General features: G+C 72.1%; 10 protein-coding genes and 1 pseudogene. 7 read left to right on the plus strand and 4 right to left on the minus strand.

Going from position 1 to position 12,140, the window contains the following annotated elements:
• Window position 1 precedes the first annotated feature (1 nt).
• From ACLQ2V_RS01045 to ACLQ2V_RS01055, 3 genes are read right to left on the minus strand one after another with little or no spacing between them, the layout of a single operon-like run.
• Window positions 2–1,015, minus strand: coding sequence for an ABC transporter permease (locus ACLQ2V_RS01045; protein WP_425716426.1), 1,014 nt, complete (start codon window positions 1,013–1,015; stop codon window positions 2–4).
• Window positions 1,012–2,025: an ABC transporter ATP-binding protein gene (locus ACLQ2V_RS01050; RefSeq protein WP_425716971.1), complete on the minus strand. Its 1,014-nt coding sequence runs from the start codon at window positions 2,023–2,025 to the stop codon at window positions 1,012–1,014. Before ACLQ2V_RS01050 ends, ACLQ2V_RS01045 begins: the two co-directional genes overlap by 4 nt.
• A 5-nt stretch (window positions 2,026–2,030) precedes the next feature.
• Window positions 2,031–3,137 carry an ABC transporter ATP-binding protein gene (locus ACLQ2V_RS01055; protein WP_425716427.1) on the minus strand — a complete coding sequence of 369 codons (1,107 nt, stop codon included), beginning with the start codon at window positions 3,135–3,137 and terminating at the stop codon, window positions 2,031–2,033.
• Between the two features lie 225 nt (window positions 3,138–3,362).
• On the opposite strand from ACLQ2V_RS01055, the gene ACLQ2V_RS01060 reads away from it, so the two are divergent.
• The 6 genes from ACLQ2V_RS01060 to ACLQ2V_RS01085 all read left to right on the plus strand — a co-directional run bounded on the left by ACLQ2V_RS01060 (window position 3,363) and on the right by ACLQ2V_RS01085 (window position 11,029).
• On the plus strand, window positions 3,363–3,911 hold the full coding sequence (locus tag ACLQ2V_RS01060) for a Uma2 family endonuclease (RefSeq protein ID WP_425716428.1): 549 nt from the start codon (window positions 3,363–3,365) through the stop codon (window positions 3,909–3,911).
• Window positions 3,912–3,943: 32 nt separating this feature from the next.
• Window positions 3,944–5,380: a TldD/PmbA family protein gene (locus ACLQ2V_RS01065; protein ID WP_425716429.1), complete on the plus strand. Its 1,437-nt coding sequence runs from the start codon at window positions 3,944–3,946 to the stop codon at window positions 5,378–5,380.
• On the plus strand, window positions 5,377–6,840 hold the full coding sequence (locus ACLQ2V_RS01070) for a metallopeptidase TldD-related protein (protein WP_425716430.1): 1,464 nt from the start codon (window positions 5,377–5,379) through the stop codon (window positions 6,838–6,840). Before ACLQ2V_RS01065 ends, ACLQ2V_RS01070 begins: the two co-directional genes overlap by 4 nt.
• A gap of 388 nt (window positions 6,841–7,228) precedes the next feature.
• On the plus strand, window positions 7,229–8,035 hold the full coding sequence (locus ACLQ2V_RS01075) for a hypothetical protein (protein WP_425716431.1): 807 nt from the start codon (window positions 7,229–7,231) through the stop codon (window positions 8,033–8,035).
• Window positions 8,036–8,045: 10 nt separating this feature from the next.
• Window positions 8,046–9,962 (plus strand): fumarate reductase/succinate dehydrogenase flavoprotein subunit, encoded by a 1,917-nt coding sequence (locus ACLQ2V_RS01080; RefSeq protein ID WP_425716432.1) that lies wholly within the window; start codon window positions 8,046–8,048, stop codon window positions 9,960–9,962.
• Window positions 9,962–11,029: a succinate dehydrogenase/fumarate reductase iron-sulfur subunit gene (locus ACLQ2V_RS01085; RefSeq protein ID WP_425716433.1), complete on the plus strand. Its 1,068-nt coding sequence runs from the start codon at window positions 9,962–9,964 to the stop codon at window positions 11,027–11,029. Before ACLQ2V_RS01080 ends, ACLQ2V_RS01085 begins: the two co-directional genes overlap by 1 nt.
• A 153-nt stretch (window positions 11,030–11,182) precedes the next feature.
• On the opposite strand, the pseudogene ACLQ2V_RS01090 reads toward ACLQ2V_RS01085, so the two are convergent.
• Window positions 11,183–11,611, minus strand: a pseudogene (locus ACLQ2V_RS01090) ((deoxy)nucleoside triphosphate pyrophosphohydrolase); the annotation flags it as partial.
• 183 nt (window positions 11,612–11,794) lie between these two features.
• Between ACLQ2V_RS01090 and ACLQ2V_RS01095 the strand changes: the two are divergent.
• Complete coding sequence (locus ACLQ2V_RS01095) at window positions 11,795–12,103, plus strand: 4a-hydroxytetrahydrobiopterin dehydratase (protein ID WP_425716434.1); 309 nt, start codon at window positions 11,795–11,797, stop codon at window positions 12,101–12,103.
• The last annotated feature ends 37 nt before the right edge of the window (window positions 12,104–12,140 follow it).

Genomic DNA, 12,140 nt, shown 5'->3' on the forward strand with positions numbered 1-12,140 from the left:
CCTACCGGGACGACTTCGGGTCGAGCGCGTCGCGCAGCGCGTCCCCGAAGAGGTTGAAGGCGAGTACCAGCGCGAAGATGGTGATGCCGGGGAAGAAGACGTACGCCGGGTCGGTCTGGAGGTACTCCAGGCTGCGGTAGATCATCCGGCCGAAGCTCGGCGTCTCGTCGGTGAGCCCGACGCCGATGAACGACAGCGCCGCCTCGCTGGTGATGAACGACGGCACCGCCAGGGAGAACGACACCAGGATCGGCGCCCAGATGTTCGGCAGGAGCTGGCGGAACAGCATGTGCCCCAGGCCCGCGCCGCTGGCCCGCGCCGCCTCCACGAACTCCCGCTCGCGCAGCGCGATGACCTGCCCCCGGACCAGCCGGGCGGTGCTGGTCCAGTTGAACAGGGCGAAGATGGCGATCAGCACGCCGATCTGGAACGCGGGCGGCACCGCCTGGCGCTGGCCGTAGAAGCGCAGCGCGATGGTCGGGGTCAGCGCCAGCGCGACGATCAGGAACGGCATCGCCAGCACCAGGTCGGTGATCCAGTTGAGCACCGCGTCGATCCAGCCGCCCAGGTAGCCGGCGAGGGTGCCCAGCAGGATGCCGATCGCGGCGGTGATCACGGCGGCGGTGAACGCGATGAACAGCGAGGTGCGCAGGCCGTGCACCATCCGGATGAAGATGTCCCGGCCCAGGCTCGGCTCCAGCCCGAACCAGTGCTCGCCGGTGATGCCGCCGGCGTAGCCCAGCGGCATGCCGAAACCGTCGAGCCGGCTCTGGAACTGCTCGCGCGGGCCCACCCCGTACACCGCCTGGATCAGCGGGACGGCGAGCGCCACCAGCACGAAGAAGATCAGCATCACGGCGCTGACCACGGCGGTGCGGTCCCGCCGCAGCCGGGCCCAGGCGAGCTGGCCGGGCGACCGGCCGACGAAGCCCTTCGCCTTCGGCGCGTCGCCGTCGCCGTCGCCGGTGGACTCGATCTCGACCAGCGCCGTGCCCTCGATCGGGGACAGGCTCACCGCGTCACCTCCGCACCGCTCAGCTCGGCCCGCTCGGTCTCCGGGAAGTGGCAGGCCGTCGACTGCGCGCCGCCGTCCCGGGGCACCAGGGCGGGCGTCTCGGTGGCGCAGACGTCCTGCGCCTTCCAGCAGCGGGTGCGGAACCGGCAGCCCGACGGCGGGTCCAGCGGGGTCGGCACGTCGCCGGTCAGCCGGATCCGACCGCCCGACCCGAGCGCCGTCACGTCCGGGATCGCCGAGAGCAGCGCCCGGGTGTACGGGTGCTGCGGGCGCTCGTAGATGTCGGCCCGGTCGCCGATCTCCACGATCCGGCCCAGGTACATCACGGCGACCCGCTGGCAGAAGTGCCGCACCACGGCCAGGTCGTGGGCGATGAAGACGAACGCCAGCCCGAGGTCGCGTTGCAGGTCGCGCAGCAGGTTGACCACCTGCGCCTGGATCGAGACGTCCAGGGCGGAGACCGGCTCGTCGGCGACGATCAGCTTCGGCCGCAGGGCCAGCGCGCGGGCGATGCCGACGCGCTGGCGCTGCCCGCCGGAGAACTCGTGCGGGTAGCGGTTGTAGTGCTCGGGGTTGAGCCCGACCAGCTCCAGCAGCTCCTGCACCCGCTTCTTCACGCCGCCCGGCGGGTCGATCCCGTTGACCTGCAACGGCATCGCCACGATCCGGCCGACCGTGTGCCGGGGGTTCAGCGAGGCGTACGGGTCCTGGAAGATGATCTGGAGGTCCTGCCGCAGCGGGCGCAGCTCGCGCCGACCGGCGTGGGTGATGTCCCGCCCGGCGAACTCGATCTTCCCGGCGGTCGGCTCCAGCAGCCGCACCAGCATCCGGCCGGTGGTGGTCTTGCCGCAGCCGGACTCCCCCACCAGGCCCAGGGTCTCGCCGGGGCGCACCTCGAAGTCCAGCCCGTCGACGGCCCGCACGAGGCCGGTGGAGCGGAACCCGGAGCGCACCGGGAAGTGCTTGGTCAGCCCGCTGACCCGCAGCAGCGGCTCGGTGTCGACACTCATCCCGCTCATCGGGCCACTCCCACCTGGGCGACGTCCTCGCGGTACAGCCGGGTGCGTTCCTCGGCCGGCAGGTGGCAGGCCACCAGGTGCCCCTCCTCGTCGCCGGCCGGGCGCAGCGCCGGGACCTCGGTGCGGGAGCGGTCGCCGTTGCGTCCGGCGTACCGGCAGCGGGGGTGGAAGGCGCAGCCCGGCGGCAGGTCGATCAGGCTGGGCGGGTTGCCCGGGATGGGGAGCAGGTCCGCGTCCGCGTCGCCGTGCAGCGACGGCACGCTGGAGAGCAGACCCCAGGTGTACGGGTGCTGCGGGCGCCGGAGCACCTGCTGCACCGCGCCGCGCTCCACGGCCCGTCCCCCGTACATCACCAGCACCTCGTCGGCGACCTGGCTGACCACGCCGAGGTCGTGGGTGATCAGGATGATCGCGGAGTGGAACTCGGCCTGCAGGTCGGCCAGCAGGTCGAGGATCTGCGCCTGCACGGTCACGTCCAGGGCGGTGGTCGGCTCGTCGGCGATGAGCAGGTCCGGGTCGTTGACCAGCGCCATGGCGATCATCGCCCGCTGCCGCATGCCGCCGGAGAACTCGTGCGGGTACTGGTCGTACCGGTTCGCCGGCTGCGGGATGCCGACCCGGCCGAGCATGTCGACGGCCCGCCGCCGGGCCTCCCGCCGGCCGGCCGTCGGGTGGTGCACCCGGAACGCCTCGGCGATCTGCTTGCCCACCGTGTAGTACGGGTGCAGCGCCGAGAGCGGGTCCTGGAAGATCATCGCCATGTCCCGGCCGCGCAGCCGGCGGACGTCCTCCTCGGGGAGGCCGACGAGCTGCCGGCCGCCCAGGGAGATCCCGCCGGTGATGGTGGCGCGCTTCGGGTCGTGCAGGCCGAGGATCGCCAGCGAGGTGACGCTCTTGCCCGAGCCGGACTCGCCCACGATGCCGAGGGTGCGCCCGCGCTCCACGGCGAAGGAGACCCCGTCCACCGCGCGGACCGTCCCGTCGCTGGTGTCGAAGCGCACCCGCAGATCCTCGACCCGAAGGTACGGGCCGTCGGCGCGCTGCTCCGGCCCGCCGGGGCGGTCGCCCGGTTGCCCGGAGGGCGCCGGTGCTGGCTTGTCCACGACCGCCTCCCTCAGTGCGAAGAGAACCTGCAACAGATCACTGAGGCTGAAAATAAGCTACGAGTCGGGCGCTGTCAGCGGGGGGCAGCGTAACGACTCGGCATCTACCGCCGACACCCCTCACCAGGACATCGACGTCAAGGTGCAACCTCGCTCGCACGTCCGGTGCGACCATGGTGGCGGCGACCGGGAGACGATCCGCGTCGGACCGAGGTGGAGGTGACCATGACTGCGGCGGTGTTCGACCACGACGGACCGTGGACGGAGGAGGCTTACCTCGCTCTCGGCGAGACGTCCCAACGGGTCGAACTCTTCGACGGGAGCCTCTACGTGACCCCAGCCTCCACCCCACGGCACCAGAACATCTCCGGCGAACTGCGGGCCGCCCTGCGGACGCCGGTCCGCGAAGCGAAGCTCCGCGTGCTGGAGGCCGTCAACGTCCGGCTCAAGCCGGGCCGCATCCCCATTCCGGACCTCGTGATCACCGGAGAGATCGACTTCGACGACCCCAACATCGAGGCGAGCGACGTGCGGCTGGTCTGCGAGATCATCTCGCCGAGCAACGCGTCCGCCGACCGGGTGCTCAAGATGCACTACTACGCCGACGCCGGCATCGAGTGGTACCTGCTGGTCGAGCAGGCGAGCGGGACACTGCACCTGTACCGCCGGCAAGGTCGTCACTATGTCGAGCAGTCGGTCGTCAAGCCGGGCGAGGTGCTCGAGTTGACCGAGCCGGTGCGGGCGTCGATCCGGCCGGAGGATCTCGTCCCCTGACGGATGTCGGTGGGGTCGCCTAGGGTCGGCCCATGACCGGATTCGACGCGGCGTCCGCCGCCGTGCAGGCGGCCCTGGACGCGGGGGCCCGGTACGCCGACGCCCGGGTGATGCACCGGCGGTACGAGTCGATGTCCGCCCGCAACGGCGACATCGAGGAGCTGACCCAGGACGAGAGCCTCGGGCTCGGCGTCCGGGCGCTGGTCGGGTCGAGTTGGGGCTTCCACGCCGTGCCCGACCTCTCCGACGCGGCGGCCCGCGACGCCGGCCGGCGGGCCGCGCGGATCGCCGCCGCGAGCGCGCGGGTCCCCGGCCCGCCCATCGAGCTGGTGCCGGCCGCCCCGGTCACGGCGAGCTGGGCCTCGGCCTGCGAGGTGGACCCGCTCGGCGTGGCGCTGGCCGACAAGGGCGACCTGCTGGTCGACGCGACCGCCACCATGGCCGCCCACGGCGCGGACGTGGCCGAGGGGCTCTACCAGGTCTGGGACACCACGAAGTGGTTCGTCTCCAGCGAGGGCCACCGCATCGACCAGCGCATCCGCGAGTGCGGGGGCGGCATCTCGGCCACCTCGATCGGCGACGGCGAGACCCAGCGCCGCTCCTACCCGAGCTACCGCGGCCAGTACGGCACCACCGGCTGGGAGCTGGTCACCTCCCTCGACCTGGGCGCGCACGCCGCCCGGATCGCCGAGGAGAGCCGGGCGCTGCTGACCGCCCCGCTCTGCCCGGCCGGCGAGACCGACCTGATCCTTGGCGGCGAGCAGTTGGCGTTGCAGATCCACGAGTCGGTCGGGCACGCCATCGAGCTGGACCGCATCCTCGGCTGGGAGGCCGCCTTCGCCGGCACCTCCTGGCTGGACCTGGCCCAGCTCGGCTCGCTGCGCTACGGCTCGGAGCTGATGAACGTCACCATCGACCCGACGATCCCCGGCGCGCTGGGCAGCTTCGGCTTCGACGACGAGGGCTCCCCGGCGGTGCCGCGCGACGCGGTGCGCGAGGGCCGGTGGGTCGGGGTGCTCGCCGGGCGGGACTCGGCCGCCGTCGCCGGCCTGGACTACGGCGGCAGCGTACGGGCCGACGGCTGGGCCCGGCTGCCGATGGTCCGGATGACCAACGTCGGCCTGGAGCCCGGCCCGCACACCCTCGACGAGATCATCGCGGCCACCGACGACGGGGTGCTGATGGACATCAACCGCTCCTGGTCGATCGACGACAAGCGGCTGAACTTCCAGTTCGGCTGCGAGGTCGGCTGGGAGGTCAAGCGGGGCCGGCGGGGGCGGATGCTGCGCAACCCCACCTACACGGGGATCGGCCCGCTCTTCTGGCGCTCGATGGACATGCTCTCGTCCGAGACCGTCGCCTGGGGCACCCCGAACTGCGGCAAGGGCCAGCCCGGCCAGATCGGGCACACCGGCCACCCGGCCGCGCCGGCCCGTTTCCGCAACGTCCGAGTGGGGGTGCGCGCATGAGCGAGCGGGACGAGCTCGACCTTGCAGGGCGGGTGGTGGAGCTGGTGCGCCGGCTCGCCGGGCCGCAGGCCGAGGCCGAGGTGGTGGTCAGCCGCTCCGACCTGGCCCTGACCCGCTTCGCCAACTCCTTCATCCACCAGAACGTCGCCGCCTCCGGGGTCGAGGTGCGGCTGCGGCTGCACGCCCAGGGTCGGACGGCGGCCGGCAGCGGCAGCGTGGTCACCCCGGAGGGGCTGGCCGCGCTGGTCGAGCGGACCGTCGCGGCGGCCCGGCTCTGCCCGGCCGACCCGGCGTGGCCGGGGTTGGCCGAGCCGTCGCCGGTGCCACCCGCCCCGGCCTGGGACGAGGCCACCGCCTTCGCCGAGCCGGCCGAGCGGGCCGAGCGGGTGCGCGCGTTCGTGGCCGCCGTGGGCGGGCTGGAGGCGGCCGGCTACTGCCGCACCGCGTACCGGGCGGCGGCGTTCGCCAACTCGGCCGGGCACTCGGCGCGGGGCAGCGCCGCCGAGGCGGCGATGGACGGCATCGCGCGGGCCAGGGGCGCGGACGGCGTGGCCCGGATCTGCGCCGGTCGGCTGGCCGACCTCGACGGGGCGGCGCTGGGGGCGCGGGCCGCCGCCAAGGCCCGCGCCGCCGTGGACCCGATCGAGCTGCCGCCGGGCCGGTACGAGGTCGTGCTGGAGCCGGCCGCCGTCGCCGACCTGCTGCACAACTTCGCAAGGTGGGGCTTCAACGGCAAACGGCACGTCGAGCGGCAGTCGTTCGTCGAGTTGGGCGCGGCCCAGTTCGACCCGGCGGTGACCCTGGTCGACGACCCGCTGGCCGGCTCCGGCCTGCCGTTCGACGCCGAGGGCACCGGCCGGCGGGCGCTGAGACTGGTCGACGCCGGCACCACGGTCGCCGTGGCGCACGACCGGCGCAGCGGTGCGGCGGCCGGCGCGGCCTCCACCGGGCATGCGGCCCCGGGCGCGGCCACCTTCGGTCCGACGCCCGACAACCTGCGACTGATCGGCGCGGGCGGGCCCGCCGCCACCGCCGGCGCCGCCCGGCCGGAGACGACGCCCGGCGGGACCGGCTCGCTCGCCACCACCGCCGACACCCCGGCCGCGTCGGCCACGCCGGTCGGGCCGGTGCTCGACGCCGAGTCCGCCGCCCTGGTCGCCGGGATGCGGCGCGGCCTGCTGGTCAGCGACTTCTGGTACACGCGGGTGCTGGACGCCAAGAGCATGGTCATCACCGGCCTGACCCGCAACGGGGTCTGGCTGGTGGAGGACGGCGTGCCCGTGCGGGCGGTGCGGGACTTCCGGTTCACCGAGTCGTACCCCCGGGCGTTGGGGCCGGGGGCGGTGCTCGGGATCGGCCACCGGCCGGTCCGGCAGCCCGACCGGGTCGACGGCACCTGGTGGGACGCCCCACCGCTGCGGCTGGCCGCCTGGAACTTCACCGGCGGGGCCTCCGGCTGACCCGGCCCGCCGCCGCGCCGCGAGGCGGGGAGCGGCGGGACCGTGCCCGCCCACGGCGGGGAGCGGCGGGACCGTGCCCGCCAACGGCGCCCGCCCGCCGAGTGGCGGGATCCACACCGGGGCGGTCCGCTGGTCGCGCCGGACAGTGAGGTTCTTAACATCGGACGTTGAAGGTGTGGCCCGGACTTTGCGCGAGCCCGGGCACACGGGACACTCGCTTGCGCGGACGGCCAGCGAAGATCGGCGTAACGTGTGGCACTTAGCTGCGCCGGTGTGTCCGGTGCGGCGTTGGTGTGCGCGCGACGTGGCAGCGGTAGAAGGTTCGCCGGTCCGCGTGCCGACCGGAACAAGATGCCGCCCGTGAGGGCCCCTCAGGGAGACGACTCGAATGACATCAACGGCAACGAAGCCGCGGGGAGCGCGAGCGCGCGCCGCCATAGCGGCGAAGACGTTGCGGACGGACCGCTGGTGGTTGGCTCCGCTGATCACCGTCGTCGGGCTCACCGCCTGGATCGCGTACGCGACGGTCCGGGTCTTCATGCACAAGTGGTACTGGGTCGAGGATTACCACTACCTGACCCCGTTCTACTCCCCCTGCGTCACCGAGCGGTGCGTCGAGGGGGCCTCGCACTTCGGGCGGTTCCTGCCCGACTGGTGGATCATTCCGGACGCGGCGCTGACCCTGCCGTTCCTGTTGCTGTTCCGGCTGACCTGCTACTACTACCGCAAGGCGTACTACCGGTCGTTCTGGCTGTCGCCGCCGGCCTGCGCGGTGCCGGACGGTCACCAGAGCTACTCCGGTGAGACCCGGTTCCCGCTGCTCGGCCAGAACCTGCACCGCTACTTCTTCTACGCCGCCGCGATCATCTCGCTGATCAACACCTGGGACGCGATCCTGGCCTTCCACTCGCCGCAGGGCTTCGGCTTCGGGCTGGGCAACATCGTCCTGCTGGTCAACGTGGTGATGCTCTGGGCGTACACGATCTCCTGCCACTCCTGCCGGCACATCATCGGCGGGCGGCTCAAGCACTTCTCCAAGCACCCCGTGCGGTACAAGGCCTGGACGGTCGTGTCCAAGCTCAACGTCCGGCACATGCAGCTCGCCTGGATCACCCTCGGCACCCTGGCGCTGACCGATTTCTACATCATGGCGGTCGCGGCCGGTTGGTTCGACGACCTGCGGTTCATCAACTAGAGGGCCTGACATGACCACCACGAATCGCATCGAACGACACCACTACGACGTCGTCGTGATCGGGGCCGGCGGCGCCGGCCTGCGTGCGGCGATCGAGGCCCGGCTCGCCGGCAAGAAGACCGCGATCATCTCCAAGTCGCTCTTCGGCAAGGCGCACACCGTGATGGCCGAGGGCGGCGCGGCGGCCGCCATGGGGAACGTGAACAGCCGGGACAACTGGCAGGTGCACTTCCGCGACACCATGCGCGGCGGCAAGTTCCTCAACAACTTCCGGATGGCCGAGCTGCACGCGAAGGAGTCGCCGCAGCGGATCTGGGAGCTGGAGACGTACGGGGCGCTCTTCGACCGTACGAAGGACGGGAAGATCTCCCAGCGCAACTTCGGCGGCCACGAGTACCCCCGGCTGGCGCACGTCGGCGACCGGACCGGCCTGGAGCTGATCCGCACCCTCCAGCAGAAGATCGTCTCCCTCCAGCAGGAGGACAAGGCGGAGTTCGGCTCGTACGACGCCCGGATCAAGGTCTTCGCCGAGACCACCATCACGGAGCTGCTGCTCGACGGCGACCGGGTCGCCGGGGCGTTCGGCTACTACCGGGAGTCCGGGGAGTTCATCCTCTTCGAGGCCCCGGCCGTGGTGCTGGCCACCGGCGGCGTCGGCCGGTCGTACAAGGTCACCTCGAACTCCTGGGAGTACACCGGGGACGGGCACGCCCTCGCGCTGCGCGCCGGGGCGACGCTGATCAACATGGAGTTCCTCCAGTTCCACCCGACCGGCATGGTCTGGCCGCCCTCGGTGAAGGGCATCCTGGTCACCGAGTCGGTGCGCGGCGACGGCGGCGTGCTGAAGAACTCCGACGGCAAGCGGTTCATGTTCGACTACGTCCCCGACGTCTTCCGCAAGCAGTACGCGGAGACCGAGGAGGAGGCGGACCGCTGGTACACCGACCCGGACAACAACCGGCGTCCGCCGGAGCTGCTGCCCCGCGACGAGGTGGCCCGCGCCATCAACAGCGAGGTCAAGGCCGGTCGGGGCACCCCCGCCGGCGGGGTGTACCTCGACATCGCCTCCCGGCGCTCGGCGGAGGAGATCCGCCGCCGGCTGCCCTCGATGTACCACCAGTTCAAGGAGCTGGCGGACGTCGACATCACCAAGGAGCCGATGGAGGTCGGGCCGACCTGCCACTACGTGATGGGTGGCGTGGAGGTCGACCCCGACTCGGGGGCGGCGTTCGGCACCGTGCGCGGGCTCTTCGCCGCCGGTGAGGTCTCCGGCGGCATGCACGGCTCCAACCGGCTCGGCGGCAACTCGCTGTCGGACCTGCTGGTCTTCGGCAAGCGGGCCGGCGGGCACGCGGCGTCGTACACCGATCAGTTGACCGCGCGCCCGAAGGTCGCCGTCGGCGCGGTCGAGGCCGCGGTGGAGACGGCGCTGGCGCCGTTGCAGCGCGACACCGGGGAGAGCCCGTACCAGCTCCAGCAGGACCTGCAGGTGGTCATGGGGGACCTGGTCGGCATCATCCGGCGCGAGGGCGAGCTGGCCGACGCGCTGGGCCGGCTGGCCGAGCTGCGCGAGCGGGTGGCGAAGGTCAGCGCGGTCGGCGGCCGCCGGTACAACCCGGGCTGGCACCTGGCGCTGGACCTGCGCAACATGCTGGTCGTCTCGGAGTGCACCGCGAAGGCGGCGCTGGAGCGGCAGGAGTCGCGCGGCGGGCACACCCGGGAGGACTTCCCGACCATGGACCCGAAGTGGCGGCAGGTGAACCTGGTCTGCTCGCTCGACGGCGACGCCGTGCGACTGACCCACAAGCCGCTGCCGAGCATGCGGCCGGAGCTGATCGGCCTGTTCGACCGCGCGGAACTGGCCAAGTACCTGACCGACGAGGAGCTCGCGGACTTCGACGCCCTCGCTGAGGAGGCGGGCAAGTAATGGGAACCAAGCGTCACTTCAGGGTCTGGCGCGGCGACGAGACCGGCGGCGACCTGCAGGACTACCAGGTCGAGGTCAACGAGGGCGAGGTCGTCCTCGACGCCATCCACCGGCTTCAGGCCACCGACGCGCCGGATCTGGCCTGCCGGTGGAACTGCAAGGCCGGCAAGTGCGGCTCCTGCTCGATGGAGATCAACGGGATGCCCAAGCTGGGCTGCATGACCCGGATGTCGACCTTCGAGGAGAACGAGACCGTCACGGTCACCCCGCTGCGCACCTTCCCGGTCATCCGGGACCTGGTCACCGACGTCTCGTTCAACTACGAGAAGGCGCGGGAGACCCCGGCGTTCGCGCCGCCGGCCGACCTGGCCCCGGGCGAGTACCGGATGCAGCAGGTGGACGTCGAGCGCTCGCAGGAGTTCCGCAAGTGCATCGAGTGCTTCCTGTGCCAGAACACCTGCCACGTGATCCGTGACCACGAGGAGAACGAGCAGGCCTTCGCCGGCCCCCGGTACTTCATCCGGGCCGCCGAGCTGGACATGCACCCGCTGGACACCAAGACCGACCGCAAGGAGTACGCACAGGCGGAGCAGGGCCTCGGCTTCTGCAACATCACCAAGTGCTGCACCGAGGTCTGCCCCGAGCACATCAAGATCACGGACAACGCGATCATCCCGATGAAGGAACGCGTCGTCGATCGCAGGTACGATCCCCTTGTGTGGCTCGGTAGCAAGATCTTCCGCAGGGGCCAGGTGCCCCAGACCAGCGTGGCCAGCGCCTCGCACCCCGGCGCCGTGCACGCCAGCGCGGCCAAGGGCGGGGTCCACTCGCACGCGGGTGGCTCGCACGACCCGCGCGCCGAGGCCCAGGCCCAGAGCGGTGTGAACTGGCACCGCGAGGTGCCGAGGCCGACCGTCCCCGCGACGGACACCAACGGCAAGCTCCCGCTGACGGAGCTGACCTTCGACCGGGCCGCCGCGCCGTCGCCGTTCGGCGACGACGTGACGTTCCCGCTCCCCCCGGAGCACCTGAACTTCGCCCACCCGGAGCAGGACGAGAAGCACTGAACCACCCGCGAAGGGGGTCGACGGCCACGGCCGCCGGCCCCCTTCGCGCTGCCCGGGGGCCGGCCCGCGTCATTCGCTGCCGGGGGGCCGGCCATCCTCTTCGCCGCCCGGGACCCGGCGCTCCTCGTCGCTGGTCGGGGCGGACGGGGGCAGGAGCAGGGGGCGTAGGGCGGAGACGATGGGGGCGTCGGCGGGCAGCCAGGTGACCGAGTCGAGCTCGGCGGCGGAGAGCCAGCGCAGGGCGGAGTGTTCCAACGCCTGCGGCCGGTCGCCGTGCAGCAGGCGGACGGCGTACACCTTGAGCACGGAGCGGCCGTGGGCCATCCGCACGTTGCGGCCGACCCGGTCGCCGACCTCCACGCGGACGGCCAGTTCCTCGGCGCACTCCCGGGCCAGCGCGGCCGTCTCGCTCTCCCCCGGCTCCACCTTGCCGCCCGGGAACTCCCACATGCCGGCGACCTCGGGCGGGGCGGACCGGGCGCAGGCGAGAACCCGCCCGCCCTCGATGATCGCCGCGCCGACGATCACCTTGGCGGCGCGTCGATCGCCGTGTCCGTTTTCGATAGCCCGTTCGGTCCGCACGACCATCCAGAGTGCCAGATCCGTCGGCGGTTTGGGTACCGTAGCTGTCCGCTAGGGCAATAGAAGTGGTAAGTGTGGGCGTGGACACACCCACAGCCGGAGGACAGACTTGAGGGCACCGGCGAGACACGGGACGGCGACGATTTGGCCACAGGCCGGCAACGACGCCTGGGAGGTGCGGTGATGCGGGTGCTGTTCAGGTCGCGGGCGAAGGACGACTACCTGAGCGACGCGTTGACCCTGCTCACCGGGTGGACCCGGGAGGGCGAGGAGATCCGCCGCACGCTGGTGATCGACGACACCCAGCACGCCGCCCTCACCGAACGGGTCAAGGTGGTGGCCGACGCCCTGCACCTACGCCCCGAGATCAACCGCCGCGACGACCGGACCCTGATCCGGGTCGGGCACGGCGACGGCGCGCCGCTGGGCGAGGGCGAGGTCCTGCTGGCCGCCCGCATCGAGGACGCCTACCGGGCCGTCACCAGCGCCTGAGATCTTCCTGAGAGATTTTTGTTTTCCCGAATGGCAC

The organism is Micromonospora sp. DT233, assembly GCF_049841815.1.
GTDB lineage: Bacteria > Actinomycetota > Actinomycetes > Mycobacteriales > Micromonosporaceae > Micromonospora.